General features: G+C 28.6%; 17 protein-coding genes and 3 tRNA genes. 11 read left to right on the top strand and 9 right to left on the bottom strand.

Annotated elements, in window-relative coordinates; all coding sequences use genetic code 11:
- The first annotated feature begins 30 nt into the window (after positions 1 to 30).
- Together metG and AACT_RS07750 are read left to right on the top strand one after the other, a co-directional pair.
- On the top strand, positions 31 to 1,983 hold the full coding sequence (gene metG, locus AACT_RS07755; protein ID WP_172126255.1) for a methionine--tRNA ligase: 1,953 nt from the start codon (positions 31 to 33) through the stop codon (positions 1,981 to 1,983).
- Positions 1,983 to 2,981 carry a peptidoglycan synthetase gene (locus AACT_RS07750; RefSeq protein WP_172126254.1) on the top strand — a complete coding sequence of 333 codons (999 nt, stop codon included), beginning with the start codon at positions 1,983 to 1,985 and terminating at the stop codon, positions 2,979 to 2,981. The genes metG and AACT_RS07750 overlap by 1 nt, the downstream gene beginning before the upstream one ends.
- A 15-nt stretch (positions 2,982 to 2,996) precedes the next feature.
- On the opposite strand, the gene AACT_RS07745 is transcribed toward AACT_RS07750, so the two are convergent.
- Complete coding sequence (locus AACT_RS07745; RefSeq protein ID WP_172126253.1) at positions 2,997 to 3,653, bottom strand: S24 family peptidase; 657 nt, start codon at positions 3,651 to 3,653, stop codon at positions 2,997 to 2,999.
- 330 nt (positions 3,654 to 3,983) lie between these two features.
- Here AACT_RS07745 and AACT_RS07740 point away from each other — a divergent pair, with 330 nt between their 5' ends.
- The 5 genes from AACT_RS07740 (at position 3,984) to AACT_RS07720 (ending at position 9,603) form a co-directional block, all read left to right on the top strand.
- Positions 3,984 to 4,226, top strand: coding sequence for an OadG family protein (locus tag AACT_RS07740; RefSeq protein WP_172126252.1), 243 nt, complete (start codon positions 3,984 to 3,986; stop codon positions 4,224 to 4,226).
- A gap of 5 nt (positions 4,227 to 4,231) precedes the next feature.
- Positions 4,232 to 6,073 (top strand): biotin attachment protein, encoded by a 1,842-nt coding sequence (locus tag AACT_RS07735; RefSeq protein WP_172126251.1) that lies wholly within the window; start codon positions 4,232 to 4,234, stop codon positions 6,071 to 6,073.
- Between the two features lie 15 nt (positions 6,074 to 6,088).
- The gene (locus AACT_RS07730; protein ID WP_216658184.1) at positions 6,089 to 7,417 is read left to right on the top strand and encodes a sodium ion-translocating decarboxylase subunit beta; all 1,329 of its coding nucleotides are present in this window, start codon (positions 6,089 to 6,091) and stop codon (positions 7,415 to 7,417) included.
- Positions 7,418 to 7,444: 27 nt separating this feature from the next.
- Entirely contained in the window at positions 7,445 to 9,025 is a 1,581-nt protein-coding gene (gene pckA / locus AACT_RS07725) for a phosphoenolpyruvate carboxykinase (ATP) (RefSeq protein WP_172126250.1), read from the top strand.
- A gap of 83 nt (positions 9,026 to 9,108) precedes the next feature.
- Positions 9,109 to 9,603, top strand: coding sequence for a hypothetical protein (locus AACT_RS07720; protein ID WP_172126249.1), 495 nt, complete (start codon positions 9,109 to 9,111; stop codon positions 9,601 to 9,603).
- A 20-nt stretch (positions 9,604 to 9,623) separates the two neighbouring features.
- On the opposite strand, the gene AACT_RS07715 is transcribed toward AACT_RS07720, so the two are convergent.
- Positions 9,624 to 10,655 (bottom strand): bifunctional 3,4-dihydroxy-2-butanone 4-phosphate synthase/GTP cyclohydrolase II, encoded by a 1,032-nt coding sequence (locus AACT_RS07715; protein WP_172126248.1) that lies wholly within the window; start codon positions 10,653 to 10,655, stop codon positions 9,624 to 9,626.
- Between the two features lie 206 nt (positions 10,656 to 10,861).
- Here AACT_RS07715 and AACT_RS07710 point away from each other — a divergent pair.
- From AACT_RS07710 to AACT_RS07700, 3 genes are all read left to right on the top strand, one after another.
- Positions 10,862 to 10,938: transfer RNA gene (locus AACT_RS07710), tRNA-Met, on the top strand.
- Between the two features lie 30 nt (positions 10,939 to 10,968).
- Positions 10,969 to 11,045: transfer RNA gene (locus AACT_RS07705), tRNA-Met, on the top strand.
- Between the two features lie 27 nt (positions 11,046 to 11,072).
- Positions 11,073 to 11,149: transfer RNA gene (locus AACT_RS07700), tRNA-Thr, on the top strand.
- Between the two features lie 209 nt (positions 11,150 to 11,358).
- Here the strand turns inward: AACT_RS07700 and AACT_RS07695 are convergent.
- The 3 genes from AACT_RS07695 to AACT_RS07685 all read right to left on the bottom strand — a co-directional run bounded on the left by AACT_RS07695 (position 11,359) and on the right by AACT_RS07685 (position 13,212).
- A complete protein-coding gene (locus tag AACT_RS07695; RefSeq protein WP_228720554.1) occupies positions 11,359 to 11,628 on the bottom strand; it encodes a hypothetical protein in 270 nt (89 codons plus the stop codon).
- Between the two features lie 76 nt (positions 11,629 to 11,704).
- Positions 11,705 to 12,514, bottom strand: coding sequence for an SDR family NAD(P)-dependent oxidoreductase (locus AACT_RS07690; RefSeq protein ID WP_172126247.1), 810 nt, complete (start codon positions 12,512 to 12,514; stop codon positions 11,705 to 11,707).
- Positions 12,515 to 12,549: 35 nt separating this feature from the next.
- Entirely contained in the window at positions 12,550 to 13,212 is a 663-nt protein-coding gene (locus AACT_RS07685) for an NAD(P)H-dependent oxidoreductase (RefSeq protein ID WP_216658233.1), read from the bottom strand.
- 175 nt (positions 13,213 to 13,387) lie between these two features.
- On the opposite strand from AACT_RS07685, the gene AACT_RS07680 reads away from it, so the two are divergent.
- The gene (locus AACT_RS07680) at positions 13,388 to 13,777 is read left to right on the top strand and encodes a winged helix-turn-helix transcriptional regulator (RefSeq protein WP_172126245.1); all 390 of its coding nucleotides are present in this window, start codon (positions 13,388 to 13,390) and stop codon (positions 13,775 to 13,777) included.
- 54 nt (positions 13,778 to 13,831) lie between these two features.
- Here the strand turns inward: AACT_RS07680 and AACT_RS07675 are convergent, their stop codons facing one another.
- The 4 genes from AACT_RS07675 to AACT_RS07660 form a co-directional block, all read right to left on the bottom strand.
- Positions 13,832 to 14,962, bottom strand: a complete 1,131-nt coding sequence (locus AACT_RS07675) for an NAD-dependent epimerase/dehydratase family protein (RefSeq protein WP_172126244.1) — start codon at positions 14,960 to 14,962, stop codon at positions 13,832 to 13,834.
- A gap of 187 nt (positions 14,963 to 15,149) precedes the next feature.
- Positions 15,150 to 17,165 carry a glycine--tRNA ligase subunit beta gene (glyS, locus tag AACT_RS07670; protein ID WP_172126243.1) on the bottom strand — a complete coding sequence of 672 codons (2,016 nt, stop codon included), beginning with the start codon at positions 17,163 to 17,165 and terminating at the stop codon, positions 15,150 to 15,152.
- Entirely contained in the window at positions 17,158 to 17,319 is a 162-nt protein-coding gene (locus tag AACT_RS07665; RefSeq protein WP_172126242.1) for a hypothetical protein, read from the bottom strand. The genes glyS and AACT_RS07665 overlap by 8 nt, the downstream gene beginning before the upstream one ends.
- A gap of 50 nt (positions 17,320 to 17,369) precedes the next feature.
- Positions 17,370 to 17,714: a hypothetical protein gene (locus AACT_RS07660; protein ID WP_172126241.1), complete on the bottom strand. Its 345-nt coding sequence runs from the start codon at positions 17,712 to 17,714 to the stop codon at positions 17,370 to 17,372.

The raw sequence follows: 17,714 nt of genomic DNA, 5'->3' as shown, positions 1-17,714 counted from the left end.
ATAATTATAAAAAAGAAAAGAAGGTAAACAATGGAAGAATCTTGTAAAAATGTTTATATAACAACACCAATTTATTATGTAAATGATGTAGCTCACATCGGTCATGCATATACTACAATTATAGCTGACATGCTAGCTAGATACTCAAGATTAACGGGATTAAATACATTTCTTTTAACAGGTACAGATGAACATGGACAAAAAATTGCTCAAAGTGCTGAATTAAGAGGAAAGACTCCTAAAGAATATGCAGATGAAATATCTGGTAAATTTAGAAAACTATGGGATGATTTTGATATCACTTATGATAAATTTATAAGAACTACTGATGTTGAACATAAACTTGGTGTTCAAAAAGCATTTGAGACTATGTATAATAAAGGTGATATTTACAAAGGTGAATACGAAGGTTATTATTGTGTATCATGTGAGACATTCTTTACTGAAAAGCAATTAGTTGATGAACAATTTTGTCCTGATTGTGGAAGACCTACTTCTATTGTAAAAGAAGAGAGTTATTTCTTTAAATTATCAAAATATGAAGATAAATTAATTAAATGGTATGAAGAAAATGAAGACTGTATTTTACCAAGATCAAAGAAAAATGAAATAGTAAACTTTGTAAAAGGTGGATTGAGAGATTTATCAATTTCAAGAACTTCTTTTGATTGGGGTGTTAAACTACCAGAATCAATGAATGAACCAAGACACGTTATGTATGTTTGGTTAGATGCTTTAATGAACTATATTACTGCACTTGGATACGGAACAGATGATGCTAACATGAAATTTTGGCCAGCAAATGTTCATTTAGTAGGAAAAGATATTTTAAGATTCCATGCTATTTATTGGCCAGCATTTTTAATGTCTTTAGAATTACCATTACCAACTCATATTGCTGCTCATGGTTGGTGGACAAGAGATGGTGAGAAAATGTCTAAATCAAAAGGAAATGTTGTAGATCCAAAAGTTGTTGCAGATGCATATGGATTAGACGCATTTAGATACTTCATGCTAAGAGAAGTTCCTTTTGGTCAAGATGGAGATTTTTCACAAAAAGCTTTAATTGATAGAATTAATTCTGATTTAGGAAATGACTTAGGAAATTTATTAAATAGAATTTCAGGAATGAGTGGAAAATATTTTGATTATAAAGTAAGTTCAAAAGATGTGGAAAAATTCCATGCAAAAGAATTAGAAGAAGTTAATGCAGTTTTAGAAAATGTAGAAGCTTATATTTTTAATATGCAAATTAACAAATATTTAGAAGATATTTGGAAAGTATTAACAATAGCAAATAAAGCAATTAATGATTATGAGCCATGGAATTTAATGAAAGATGGCAAAACAGATGAAGCTATGGCATTAGTTGCATTAATTACAAATATTATGGCTAAGGTTGCCCTTCTTTTAGATTCTGTTATGCCAGATAAAATAGGAAAAATAGCAACTTCTTTAGGAATGAAAATAGATACAGTTACTTATAACTCTTTGATAAAAAACAAAAATTTATTAGAAGACACAGTAATTACAAAAGTAGATCAACTTTTCCCAAGAATTGAAGAGGTTTTATTAGAACAACCTGCTTCTTCTGATATCACAAAAACAGAATGTGAATCAAAAAAAGAAGATAAAACACAAACAGTTGAAGATGATAACTTAATTACAATTGATCAATTTTTCCAAACGACTCTAAAAATTGGAACAATTGTTGAAGCAGTTGAAGTTCCAAAATCGGCAAAACTTTTAAGACTTCAAGTTGATTTAGGAGAAGGAAGAAATAGACAAATTTTAGCTGGAATCAAAGAGTATTATTCAGCTGAAGAACTAGTAGGAACACAAGCATGTGTTGTAGCCAACTTAAAACCTGCAAAATTAATGGGAATGTTAAGTGAAGGAATGTTAATGGCTGCAAGGGATGAAAATGGTTTATCATTAATCAGACCACAAGCTAGTAAAAAAGCTGGAACAAAAATAAGCTAGTGCAAATCTCATCTATTTTAGATATTGTTGATGGAAGTTTATTAAACTCTCCATCAATCTCTTTTATTTATTCAATAAAAACAAATTCCCATAAAGTAAAAGAAGGCGATTTATTTATTGCTAAAAATACAAATGAAATCGAATTAGCCATCAAAAATGGAGCTTTTGCAATAATTATTGATACAAATGTACCAATAATAGATAATGAAATTGCATGGATAAAAGTAAAGAATATTGATTTAAGTATAATTAAACTAATTAGATTTAAATTGGCAATAAGAGATATCGAAGCTTTTTATTGTAATAAAACTATCTTTGATTTACTAAAGATTTATTCAACAAACTTCACTAAAAATATTAAACTAATTCCTAATAAATTAGAAAATATATTTAAATATATTGACGAAATTGAAGATAATGACATTTTAATATCTTACGATAAAAATAACCTAGATAGTATTTATCCTAAAAATATAGATTTTAATGATATTGTAAAATTAAACACTATTGATAATTTAATTGAACACTCTTTGTTTGAAACTTCTTTTTCCTATGAAAATATATATTTCTCAAGATTAAAAATTTCAAGCTTATATATTGAAGATTTTCTAAAAGTATTTAATTTTCTTCAACAAAATTTAGATTTATCTAAATTAAAATTGTTCTATAATTTTAAACCTTTATTTCTAGATAGAAATTTAACTTTAGTAGAATTTGGGAAAAGTGATAAATTTATTATTTGTCAAAATAATAAAGATTTGTATAAAGATGAAATTGCATATATGAAAAAACAGTATAAATATGCAAAAACTATTTTTATTACATCTTCATATATTGATTACCTTGATAAAGATGAACAAATAGTTATGAATGATATTGAGCAATTAAAACCCATATTAAGAAAATCTAAATTTAATGGAATCTATATACTAGGTTTTAATTACAAAGAAGTTTATGAATATTTAATCAAATCAGAAAATATAGCAACTCTTTTCTAAACAATATAAATAAAATTAATAAACCATTCCAAAAGAACTAATTACTTTTCCTAATATCTCTAAATCATTTTTATTTAAAATTTGAGATGGATAATCTTTATTATCAGAAATGATATCAAGCTTTCCATCAACCCTTCTTTGTATTCTTTTTACAAATAAACCATGAGTTGTAGTAAAAGCATATATTCCATCTCTTAGGGCATCTTTTTTTGTTTTATCAACAAATATAATGTTATCACTATTAAGTGTAGGTTCCATTGAATCCCCTACTACATTTATAGCATCGATATTTTTTAAATTTTCTTTTCCACCTAACATACTTATAAAATATTCAGGCAATGCCAAAGATTCATAGTTTTCCTCAGCTTCATATGCACCTCCCCCTGCACTAACGGCAACTGAAGGATAATATTTAATCCAATATTTATCCGTTGAATCAACTAATGAACCAGGATTTTGATCATATAAAAGCCAATTTATAGATATCTTTTTTTTAGCACAAAAATTCAATATATTTGAAAATGGAATTTTTCCTCTATTTTTCATTGTTGCAAAATTTGCTTGACTTAATTCAAGTGAAGTAGCAACATCTTTATCAAATACTTTTCCATTTTTCCCATCGGCACTTAATATGTCTTTTAATTTTTCAATAATTTCATCTACTATCAACATAAAATCTCCTTCTTTTGTCTATATTTATAATTATATTACAAAATGAAATATTTTTCAAGTATTATTCATTAATATTATAGAATTTGAAATATATTTAGAAAAAGGATATGTTTTGGCAAAGAAAATCATTAAAAGCAAGAATAATGTTATGAATATTTTAAGAAAAATAGACAGTTTTATTTATGAATTTGGCGATAAAATTCTATAAAGAAAAAAAAACAAAAAAATTTATAAATTTAATTAAATCAGCTAGAAATATAAATGTTAATAAAGCAAATTTTATATATTATTACAATGATAATTACATTTTGTAATCATTTGGAGAATAATATGGAAATAAACTTAATCGCAGAATCAGTAAAGTTCATGTTCTTAGGTATGGGTGTAGTATTTGCATTCCTAACAATAATGATATTTGTACTAAAAGCACAAGGTGCAATTTTGACAAAATATTTTCCAGCAGAAAATAAAGTATCAAATGTAACACCAAAAAGTACAAATAAACAAACAGATAACGCAAAAATAGCAGCAGTAATAGCAGCTGTACAACATCATAAAAATCTAAAGGGTTAAATTATATGTCTAAAAAATATATAGATATCATGGACACTACTTTTAGAGATGGATTCCAATCTGTCTTTGGAGGAAGAGTTTTAATGAATGATTTCTTTCCAGCTGTAGAAGCTGCAAAAGAAGCCGGAATAACTCACTTTGAGTTTGGTGGAGGAGCTAGGTTCCAATCGTTGTTCTTCTATCTGCAAGAGAACGCATTTGAAATGATGGATAAATTTAGGGAAATAGTAGGCCCTGATGCAAACTTACAAACTTTGGCTCGTGGTATTAACACTGTAATGCTAGATACGGGTTCAAGAGAACTAATCGACTTACATGCAAAAATGTTTGCAAAACATGGAACAACAACAATTCGTAACTTTGATGCTTTAAATGATGTTCAAAATCTTGAATATAGTGCAGAATGTATTAAAAAATATGGTCTAAACCATGAAGTAGTAGTTACTTTAATGGACTTGCCTCCAGGTTGCTTTGGTGCTCATGATGTACCTTTCTATGAAAAAACTCTAAGACAAATTCTTGATAGTGGTTTACCATTTGATTCAATCTGCTTTAAAGATGCTTCAGGAACAAGTTCTCCTCAAAAAATCTATGAAACAATACAAATGGCTAGAAATCTAGTTGGATATGATACTCATATTAGACTTCATACCCATGAAACAGCAGGTGTTTCAGTTGCTTGTTATTTAGCTGCACTTGATGCTGGTGCTGATGGTATTGATTTAGCTGCCTCTCCAGTTAGTGGTGGAACTTCTCAACCTGATATCCTAACTATGTTACACGCAGTTAAAGGTAAGAATTATGATTTAGGTGGTTTAGAAATTGAAAAAGTTCTAAAATACCAAGAAACATTAAAACACTGTTTAAAAGATTACTTTATTCCACCAGAAGCTACTCAAGTATCTCCTTTAATTCCTTTCTCTCCAATGCCAGGTGGAGCATTAACTGCTAATACTCAAATGATGAGAGATAATGGAACACTAGATAAATTCCCTGAAGTAATTAAAGCAATGAGAGAAGTAGTTGAGCGTGGTGGATATGGTACATCTGTAACTCCAGTTTCTCAATTTTATTGGCAACAAGCATACGCTAATGTAATGTTTGGTCCTTGGAAACAAATTGCTCCTGGTTATGGAAAAATGGTATTAGGTTACTTTGGTAAAACTCCAGTTCCTGCTGATCCTGAAATTATTGCTCTTGCAGCAGAAAAATTAAAACTAGATCCAACTAGTGAAAATCCTTTAGATATCGCTGATAGAGATGAAAAGAAAAAAATCTCTGTTTGGAAACAAAGATTAGAAATGGAAGGTATAGAAGCTAGTGAAGAGAATATCTTTATTGCTGCTGCTTGTGATGAAAAAGGAATTGCATTCTTAAAAGGTGAATCACCTTTAAATGTTAGAAAAAATGATAATGTTTGTGATAATGATAAAGATTGTAAATTAGGAGAAAAAGATATGGCAAATGCAAGTGGAAACTATACAGTAATAGTTGATGGTCAAAAATTTAATGTAACAATAGCTGAGGGTAATGATGCAAATATTCAAGTAACTCCTGTTTCTAATACAACATCAGCTCCAATGGCAGCTGCACCAGTTGCTGCAAGTACTGCATCTGTATCTTCAAATGGAAATGGAACTGAAGTTCCAGCTGCTGTTAATGGTGCTGTTTGGAAGATCTTAGTAAAAGAAGGTGATATGGTTGAAGCTGATCAACAAATTATGATTCTTGAAGCTATGAAAATGGAAATAGATATTAATGCTCCTGTTGCTGGAAAGATTACTAAAATATTAGTAAATAATACACAATCTGTTGAAGAGGGACAAACATTAGCCATTATTGGTTAATGTTTGAAAAAATATATGAAAAAAAGTATATTAATTTCTTTTCTTCTTATCTTTAGTTTGTTTACAACAAATATCTTTGCTTCACAAAGTGTAGATGTTGTAGAAAATACTACAGAAAAACCAGCATACCATTCAAAAACAATGGGTGAATTAGTAGAATCATTTTATGCTACAACGGGAATAAAAGCATTGCTTCAACCCCAAGCTGGTGTATTAGATTCTCATGGTCATGAAATGTCTTTCTTTGCTCAAGGTGCAGGAAGAATTATTATGATAATAATCTGTTTTTTATTGTTTTATTTAGCAATTAAAAAAGGATTTGAACCATTATTATTAATTCCAATTGGGTTTGGTGGTTTATTAGCAAATATACCAATTGCTAATATGGCAGGACCAGGTGGAATGTTAGGAATTATTTATGATATGGGTATTACAAATCAATTCTTTCCATTATTAATCTTTATGGGTGTAGGAGCTATGACAGACTTTGGTCCACTATTAGCTAATCCAAAAACTGCATTATTGGGTGGTGCTGCTCAATTTGGTATCTTTGGATCATTAGTGGGAGCTGTTGTACTTTCACAATATTTCCCAGGGATTGATTTTACACTAGAACAAGCTGCTGCTATTTCTATTATTGGAGGAGCTGATGGACCAACATCTATTTTTATAGCTTCTAGATTAGCACCTGAATTACTAGGAGCAATTGCAGTTGCTGCATACTCATATATGGCATTAGTACCAATTATACAACCGCCAATTATGAGAGCATTAACTACAATGAATGAAAGAAAAATTAAGATGCCAGCTTCAAGAAAGGTATCAAAATTAGAGAAAATTGTATTCCCATTGGTAGTATTAACTTTAACTATTTTAATACTTCCAGATGCAGCACCATTAATTGGAGCACTATGCTTTGGAAATTTTGCAAAAGAATCAGGAGTTGTTGATAGACTTTCTGATACAATGCAAAATGCATTAATCAATGTTGTAACTATTTTCTTAGGATTAGGTGTTGGTTCAAAACTAGCATCAGAGCAATTCTTAGTAGCAGAGACAATGGGAATTATGATCATAGGTCTTTTAGCGTTCTCAGCAGGTACTGCTATGGGTGTTATAATGGCTAAGTTAATGAATTTAGTTAGCTCAAAAGATAATCAGATAAATCCTTTGATTGGAGCAGCAGGAGTATCAGCTGTACCAATGGCAGCAAGGGTAGTAAGTAAAGAAGGTCAACTTTATGACAAATCGAACATTTTATTAATGCATGCGATGGGTCCTAATGTTGCTGGGGTTATTGGTTCAGCAGTCGCTGCTGGTGTACTTTTATCGATATTTAAATAAAAAATTAACAGGTAGGAAAGTTAAATTATGTCTGAAATTAAAGACTCATTAGGTTTAGAAAACGTTGGAATTATTAAGAGAAATGGAGATGTTGATTCATTAATGCAAGATGCTGTTGCAAATGAAGGTGCAAAAATATCTTCAACTGGTGCATTAATGATAGATACAGGTATTTTTACAGGAAGAAGTCCTAAAGATAAATTTTTTGTAAATCAAGACCCATCTAATAAGTATATTGCTTGGGGAGATATTAATCATAAAGTTTCAAAAGAAGTTTATGAAGATTTATTAAAGACTTCTAAAAAGCAATTAAGTAATAAAGATATATATGTAACTGATGTTTATTGTGGAGCTTCTTTAGATTCTAGAAAATCTGTAAGGTTTATAACTGAAGTTGCTTGGCAAGCGCATTTTATTCAAAATATGTTTATAATGCCTGAAACACAAGAAGAATTAGATAATTTTAAACCAGATTTTACGATTTATAACTCTTGTAAAACTGTTGATATGGCATATGCAAGTCATGGTTTACACTCAGAAGTTTATGTAATATTTAATGTTGAAGAAAATATAGCAATTATTGGTGGAACTTGGTATGCAGGTGAAATGAAAAAAGGTGTTTTCTCAATGATGAATTACTGGCTTCCATTAGAAGGTAAGTTACCTATGCATTGTTCTGCGAATATTGGTGAGAATGGTGATACAGCTTTATTTTTTGGACTTTCAGGAACAGGAAAAACTACACTTTCAACAGATCCAAAAAGAGCTTTAATTGGTGATGATGAGCATGGTTGGGATGACAATGGAGTATTTAACTTCGAAGGTGGTTGTTATGCTAAGGTAATTAATTTAGATGAAAGTTCTGAGCCTGAAATTTTTGGAGCTATTAAAAAAGGCGCTATATTAGAAAATGTAGTTGCTGATGAAAATGGACTGGTTGATTATACTGATAGATCAAAAACTGAAAATACAAGAGTTTCATACCCTTTAAATCATATTGAGAATCATACTCCTGATATGAAAGGTGGACACCCAACTAATATCATATTCTTATGTGCTGATGCATTTGGTGTATTACCTCCTGTATCAAAACTTGATAAACAACAAGCTATGTATTACTTTTTAAGTGGTTATACGGCAAAAGTTGCTGGAACTGAGAGAGGTATTAATGAGCCAATCGCTACTTTCTCTTCGTGTTTTGGAGAAGCATTTTTACCTTTAAACCCTACAGTTTATGCTGAATTATTAGGTAGAAAAATTGATAAACATAATGTTAATGTTTACCTAGTAAACACAGGTTGGACAGGTGGTCCGTACGGTGTTGGAAAAAGAATGAGTATTAAAAATACAAGAGCTTGTATTAATGGAATTTTAGATGGTTCTATTAATAATTCAGAATTTGAAACTTTACCTATATTTAATTTAACTATTCCAAAAACATTAAATGGTGTTGATACAGAAGTATTAAATCCAAGAAATACATGGGAAAATAAAGAGTCTTATGATGAAACTATTAAAAAATTAGCAACTATGTATATTTCTAACTTTAAAAAATACTTAACTTTAGAAAGTGAATATGATTTCACAGCTGCAGGACCAGTTTTATAAGATATAATTCTCCTATAAAAAGTTTATTGTTGAAGGAGTGGATTTTTTCACTCCTTTTTTTAATATAAAATTAGGAGAAAAAGATGAAGTTATCGGTTTTTTTAGAAGAAATTAAAAAGAATCAAGAGGAAGTTGTTTATTACTGTTGTAATCATGTGTTGTCAAAAAAATATAATATCAACGAAGATTCTGTTGATAACGATGTATTAAAAGATTTATTTGTTAATTATGACAATTTCACGAAATCTCTAAATGATAGTGCTGGTATTATATATAAGAAATATGAATCAGAACTAAATGATGTTTATAAAACTATTTGTAAAGCTTTTAATGAAGATGATGATAATGCTTATTTATATAATTATAGATTAGCAAGAATTGTAAATCAAGAGCCTAGACAATTTTTAGATATTGAAGATAAAGACACTCAAGAAACTGTAATTCAAAAATTTGAAGATAAAATCAATGCTATTTTAGAATCAAAATATTATAAAGAAAATGAAGATAAGTTATCTGCTAATCTTATAATTCCTCAAAAAACATTAGAATTAATAAAATCAGCTGCTGGAATTTACTAATTTATAAATAGAGTGTTAAATTAACACTCTATTTGAATTTCTTCTACTATTTCTAAACCAAATCCTTGTAATCCAACAAAGGAATGTTTTCCTCCACTTGTCATTAGTTTAATTTGTTTTATATTTAAAGAATTTAGAATTTGAGCCCCTATTCCATAATCTTTTTGTGATTCTTTATTTCTCATTTCATCATTTAAAAATATTAAAACTCCACCTTTAGCTTGTAGGAAATTTATTGTTTTTAACATTGAATGTAATTTTTCATCATTTAAAAATAAATTTATATCAGCTGTAATTGTATGAAATTTAATAGCACTAATTTCTTTTATTTTCCCAAATACAATTGCAGTATGTACATTCCCTAAATGATCTTTAAACTCTTTTTGTTTAACATCTGATGAAAAGAATTTTTTATCTATACTTGAAATCTCTTCTACAAGTTTTTCATGAGATAATCTATATTCAACTAAATCAGAAATATATACTTGTTTCATATTATGTTTAGCTGCAAAGATATCTAAATCATCACGTCTAGCCATTGTTCCATCTTCTTTCATGATTTCACAAATAACAGCTTCTCCATTAAGGCCAGCTAATTTACATAAATCAATACTTCCTTCTGTATGTCCTGTTCTTACTAATACTCCACCATCTTTTGCAATTAATGGAAATATATGTCCTGGTCGAACTAGTTCTATTGCATTTGAAATTGGATTAGCTAATATTTTGATTGTATCATCTCGTTCTTTTGCACTAATTCCCGTACTTGCATCTGCTGCATCAACTGAAACTGTAAATGCAGTTTCATAAGATGAAGTATTAGAACTAACCATTGGATTTAGTTGTAATCTGTTCGCAGTTTCTTTTGTAACTGATACACAAATTAAACCTTTTGCGTGAGTAGCCATAAAGTTAACTTTTTCAGCACTACTCAAAGGTGCTGCATAAACTAAATCACCTTCATTTTCTCTATCTTCATCATCTAACATAATTACCATGTTACCTTTTTGAATCTCTTTTATTGCTTCTTGTACTCTTTGTATTGCATTCATATTTCTTCTTTATTTGTAATTGTTTTTAATTATATATTTATTATATCAAAAAATCCAAAATTTAATCTAAAAAGCCTTGACAATAGGCACCTATTTAACTATAATTCCACCACTTAAAAGCTTGGAATATCACCAAGTGAAAAATAATAGTTTTTAAACCTTCATTTGAAGTAACTAATCCTTATTATCATTCACAGATATCAAATCGCGGAATAGAGCAGCACGGTAGCTCGTCGGGCTCATAACCCGAAGGTCACAGGTTCAAATCCTGTTTCCGCAACCAAAAAATATTTGCTTTAAAATGTTGTCTTATGTCAAGGTAGCTCAGCTGGTTAGAGCGCTGGTCTCATAAGCCGGAGGTCGAGGGTTCGAGTCCCTCTCTTGACACCATTTTAAAGCAAATATCAACGCTTTTATGCTGGTGTAGCTCAGTTGGCTAGAGCAGCTGATTTGTAATCAGCAGGTCGGGGGTTCGACTCCCTTCACCAGCTCCACTAAAATTCAATCTTTTTTCACAATGTAAAAATAAATTTAGTTTTATAATATAAATTAATGCGTGCGAAACATTAGCTTTACTTTTATTTTTCGGAAATATAACCTTTCCGAAAAATAAAACCTAATCTTTCAAACTAATTATTTGGATTTTCAAAAAATATATAATTTGTTGAATAATCAGAAAATTCAAAATATACTTTCTTTTCATCTAAATCTTTTTTGAATTTAAGTTTTCATCTAGAAAACCGTATCCATATCTATATGGTCTAGCATCTTTTCCATCTGTAGCAATTGCAGTAGAAAGCTTATCAATTGAAATAAACCGTTTTACAAGCTTTTCACCTGCATAAATTTCTAAAACACCATTAACCCCTGTCCAGTTTTGAACATACCTATTTATTTTATTTTGTTTCTCTTCACAAGCACTAAAAAATAGCGTTAAGAATAGTACACTAACTAATATTAATACTTTTTTCATACGAATTTAAACCCCATAAAAACTCCTTGAACTTAAAATCAATATATTATTTTAGCATCAAAAAGTTAATACTCAACTATTCAAATTTAGCTAATAGAATTTCTTCTATTGTATCTACGATTATTTTACAATTTTCAATATTTTGGCCAAAAGGATGTGGTAATGCAAATTTATTGTTATCATTATCGTAGTATTCACCTTTGATATTTTCAAATTTCTTATCTAAGGACATTGCAAGCAGAATATTTGAACCTATTGTTATATCATTTCCAATTATTCCATAGCCTTCTTTTACCATTTTTGTAGCTAATAATGAAGCTGGATTAACTGAAATTATTGATGATACTTTATTTTTTAGCTCTTGGGCTTGAACAATAGTAAACATTGTTAATGCTAGTTTACTTTGAGCATAAGCTTCCCCATGATTTAATAATACTTTGCCCTTAATTGCATCAATATCAACTTTTGCTTGTGCAGCAGAAGAAAGATTAATTATTCTAGAGTCTTTATTAAATAAGGGTAGTAATAATTTTGTTAAGAAATATGGAGCTATTGTATTTACTACAAATCTAATATCAAATCCATCTTTTGTTATTGGACTTGTTGTTTTATAAATACCTGCATTATTAATAATTACATCAATATTTTTATGATTTTTACTTATATTTTCAGCTAAAGTTTTTACCTCTTCTAAATTTGATAAATCAGCACAATAAGTTTTAACTGGTATATTTTTTGAAAACTCATTTAAAGTATCTTCAACTCTTTTTAGTTTTTCTTTATTTCTTCCATGAATCAATACATTATGTCCTAAAGACAGCAAAGTTTTTGCTGTTTCAAAACCTATTCCATCTGTTGAGCCAGTTATTAAAATAGTTTTTTGCATATAATTCCTTTTTACTTGATTCACAAATTTTTTGATTACTTATACCAAGATGTAACAGTATTAATATCTTGTCTAACTTTTTCATGTTTAGGTGCATCTTTTCTGTATCCAAAACAAACCATAACAGCTGCACCATATTCTTGTGTATCAATATCTAATTCATCTCTTAAAAAAGCTTCTGTTAAATCTGCATCAAATCCTTCAATAGGACAAGAGTCTATTCCCATATATGCAGCACCTGTCATCATATTTGCCAATGCAATATAAGTTTGTTTAGTAGACCAATCAAACATAGCTCTTGAATTTTCTAAAATTTTAAAATCTTCTTTTTGAAACTTCTCATAAAAACCAGAATATATTTCTTGTACATCAGCTGGAAATTGTTTTACATCATTCATCATATGTTTTATATATGTACTATCATATTTCATACCCTTCTCTTTTCTAGCTAATATAATCATAAAATGACTAGCAGTTGGAAGTGTTCCTTGTGCTCCCCAAGAAAACTCTTTTAGTTTAGTTCTTAAATTTTCATTTTGAACAACAAGAAATTTCCAAGGTTCAAATCCAAATGAACTAGGACTTAAAATTCCATATTCTAAAACAGTATCAAAATCTTCATCACTAATTTTTTTTGTTGAATCAAACTCTTTTGTTGCATGTCTGAATTTCATTGCTTCTAAAAATTTATTTTCCATATTATTCTCCATTTAATTGTATATTATTTTATTTATGTACATAAAATTACATTACAGTAATTTTTGTTAGTAATAGAATGTTACATTAATTGAACTTAATATTACCTTACAGTATTTTATGTAAGTAATAGTATATTATGTTATCTTATGATATAATTATTCATAAAGGATTAAAATGTATAAAATAAATGAAAAAGAGTATGATTGTTCAGTTGCAGTTACCGTTGATATTTTTAATGATAAGTGGAAACTATCTATTATATGGCACTTATTAGATAATGAGAAAAGATTTAAAGATTTAAATGAGGAAATTCCTGAGATAACTCAAAAAACATTAACTGTAAAATTAAAAGAATTAGAACAAAAAAACATTATACATAGGGAAGTTTTTGCAGTTGTTCCACCAAAAGTTGTTTATTCATTAACACCAGCAGGAGAAAGACTAAGACCTGTATTTAAAGAAATGTTTAACTGGGGAATATCTTACGTTAAAGAGCATGGAAAAATCACAAGTGACCATAAATGCTGTGAAGTACAAATATCTAAGAAGATTGGAATTTCTTAGTAATTAAAGTTCTTAAATTAGATACTTTAATTACCTTCTAGCAAAAGCTTTATATTATTTATATAAGCCTTTTTCTTTCATTTCCGTAATACTTTTTTCATACATATCAACAACTACTTCTTGAGCATTTACCCATTTTGTAAATCGTTGAATTCCCTCTTCAAAGCTAACTTTTGGTGTAAAGGCAAGTTTTGAATGGATTTTTGTTAAATCAGCATAATTGTCTTTTATATCACCTAATCTATAATTACCAGAAATTAAGATTTTAGAATTACTTTTATACTCTTTTACAAGTGTATTTGCTACAGTATTTACATCAATAGCCAGTCCTAGACCTACATTAAATACTTCATAATTTGCTTCATCTTTTTCAATTCCTAAAATTGTAGCATCTACCACATCATCAATATAAACAAAATCACGGCTCTCTTTTCCATCTTCAAAAATATTTATATCATTTCCATTTTTTATACGAGTTGAGAAAATAGAAAGTATTCCTGTATATGGATTACTTAATGACTGCCCTGCTCCATAAACATTTTGGTATCTAAATGCAACCGCTGGAATATTTAATGTTTTTCCCATAACCATAAACATTTGTTCTTGTACTTGTTTAGTGATACCATAAATTGAACTTGGATGAATTTTACTATTTTCATCTGTAGCTAGAAGTTTTACATCTATTCCACAATCTGGACATTTTACAGCAAAATCACTTTTTGCCATATCTTCATCTTTTCTTTCATTTGGATAAACAATTCCACAAGATGAACATTCATATTTTCCCTCACCATATATTGCCCTTGATGAAGCAATTATCATTTTTTTAACACTATGTTTTTCATTTGCTAAAATATCTAAGAAAATTGAAGTACCTTTGATATTAACATCTGTATATTTTTCTATTTCATACATAGATTGCCCAGTTCCAGTTTCAGCAGCAAGATGAACAACAACATCTATATTTTCTAAGGCATTTTTCCAATCATCATAAGAAAGAACAGTTCCTTTTATAAATCTCACTTTATCTTTAATAGAGTTATAAAGTGGTGAGTTTTCAGAATGTATTTGAGGAGAAAGGTTATCTAAAACAGTAATATTATAAGCTTTTTCAATAAGCTTTAAACTAAGATTAGAACCTATAAATCCAGCTCCACCTGTTATTAGTATATTTTTATATTTCATTTGAAAACTCACTTTTGTTAATTAATTTTTGTATTATACCAATCAAATGGCTTTTTTTATATAATTTAGAAGTAATAGAATAATATATTTAAAGATTTTATTAATAGTTTATAAGAAGTAAAATTTTTTAAGAAGACTTGCAAAGCCAAGAATCTTAGCTTTACAAGTAAATTATAGTAAAAAACTATTAAATAGTAATTTCTTTAATATCTGCTATGTTTTTAAATCCTTGGTAAACAAGTCCAATTAGATTTTTTCTATTTGTTTTTATTGCTTCATTTTCATGATTTACAAATACATTTTCAAAGAAGTTATCTAATTGAGTTTTTAAAGAAAATAAAGCTTCTAATTCCTCTTCATAACTTGCATATGTTCTTGAAGATACTTCATTGTATTTTGTAAATAGTTCTGTTTCTTCTTTATTTTCAAATAGTTTATCATCAATAGCTAACTCTTTTGAAGTATCAATATCTTTTATAATATTTGCAACTCTTTTGAATGTTGCAACATACTCTTTAAAGTTATCACTTTGAACTATTGGATTTAATGCACAAAGTTTTTGAGAAACTTTATAAACATCTGTTTCACCACTTGCTAATACAGCTTTTATTACAGTTGGATTTACCTCAAATATTTTAAATAATCTTTCATTAAAAAACTCAATTAAAGCTTTTTTATCCAAGTTTTTATAGTTTGCACTTAATGCATCAATAATTTTTGCTAAATCAATTGCTAATTTATGTTCCATTGCAATTTTTACAATTCCAGCTGCTGCTCTTCTAAGTCCAAATGGATCTTTAGAACCTGTTGGAATTTTGCCAACACTGAATAATCCCATTAAATTATCTAATTTATAAGATAATGCAACAATTGAAGAGAACACATTTGATGGAAGCTCAGAGTCTTCACCATCTGGTAAATACTGCTCTTTAAGTGCTGTATAAACTAACTCATCTTCATTTGCTATTTTTGCATAGTAATATCCCATTAGTCCTTGAAGTTCTGTGAACTCATAAACCATTTCAGACATTAAATCAGCTTTTGAAAGCATTACAGATTTTTGTAATAACTCTTTTTCTTCAACTTTAAAAATATCTGCTAAATAAGATGCAATTTTTGCTTCTCTTTCGCATTTTTCATACATAGATCCAAGACCTTCAACAAATACTAGTTTTTTGAGACCTTCATTTGATAAGCCTTTTTTAATATCATTTTTATAGAAAAACATTGCATCAGCAAGTCTTGGTCTTAATACTTTTTCATTTCCTGAAATTATGTATCCAAAATCTTCTGTTTTTGAATTTGAAACAACAATGAAATTATTTGTTAAGTTTCCATCTTTATAAACAGCAAAATATCTTTGGTGTTCTTTCATAGATGTTACAATTACCTCTTCTGGTAATTCTAAAAACTCAATATCAAATTGACCAATTAAAGCTGTTGGATATTCTGTGATTGCAACAACCTCTTCTAGTAATTCTTTATCAATATCAATTTTTACATTGTGTCTTTGTTCTATATCTTTCATTTGAGAAAGAATTTTTTCTCTTCTTTCATCTGGATATAAAATAACACCATTTTTATCAAGCTTACAGAAGTAATCCCCTGCAAAAGAGTAAGTAAATGGCTCATAAGAAACCATTCTATGAGCAAATGAGAAGTTAGATGATTTTACTCCAAATAGTTCAGCATCAACTATTTCTTCCCCTAAAATAATAGATAAAGATCTAATTGGTCTAATAAAACTATCAGTTCTACTTGCCCATCTCATAGATTTTCCAAAGTTTAAAGAAGCTATGAATTCATTTACCATATTATTTAATAAAGTAGAAGATAAACTACCTTTTACTTCTTGTTTAAAATATAAAACTTCGCCTTTACCTTGGTCCATTTTCCCAATTTCTGAAATATCAACTCCACATTTTTTAGCAAAACCTAAAGCAGCACCTGTAGGCTCTCCATCTCTATAAGCTATTTTAACAGGAGCTCCGAATTGTTCAATTAAAGAATCTTCTTGAGATACTTGGAACTCTCTATGCCATAATACTAATCTTCTTGGTGTATAAAAGAAATCAAAATCACATAAAAGTCTATTTTTTTCTAAAATATCACTCCATTTTTTTTCAATGTTTGGCAATTCATTTAAAAATGGAATTGCTGGTAATTCTTCAACACCAATTTCAATTAATAATGGTTTATTCATTTATTGTTTCTTCCTTCTTTTCAGTATTTCTTTTTTCATTTCCATCAAATTTATCTGTATGTTTTTTTATTTGTTGTCTATTAAAGTTAATAATGAACATTGCAACCATAATTACAAACATAATAAGTATTATTGTATCTAGTATATCTTTCACATTTATCCTAAGTTTTGTATCTAATAAGAGGTCAATAGTTTAACTAAAAATCACTTATTATTAAGTAAATCTGATAAAGTAGAACCGCTATTCATAGTAGGATTTTTAAATAAATCCTCTTTGTTTATATGGCATTCTTTACAAGACGCTAAATTTTTATGCTCTATCCTATTTGATTCAATAAGTTTATTTTGAGAATGGCAAGAAAAACAATCCCCTCCACATTCAGCCATAGCAGCAGGAGTTTTAGTATGACAAGCAATACATGAAGTTAATATTTGGTGATGTTTTTCTTTTATTGATTCTTTTAAAATTGGATGGCAAGCCATACAATCACCACTACACGCATATGAGTATATGCTAAGTATTAGAAGAAAAAAAAGTTTTTTTATCAT

The organism is Arcobacter acticola, assembly GCF_013177675.1.
GTDB lineage: Bacteria > Campylobacterota > Campylobacteria > Campylobacterales > Arcobacteraceae > Aliarcobacter > Aliarcobacter acticola.
The sequence above is the reverse complement of the archived record's forward strand: the minus strand, read 5'-3'. Positions and strand labels throughout refer to the sequence as shown.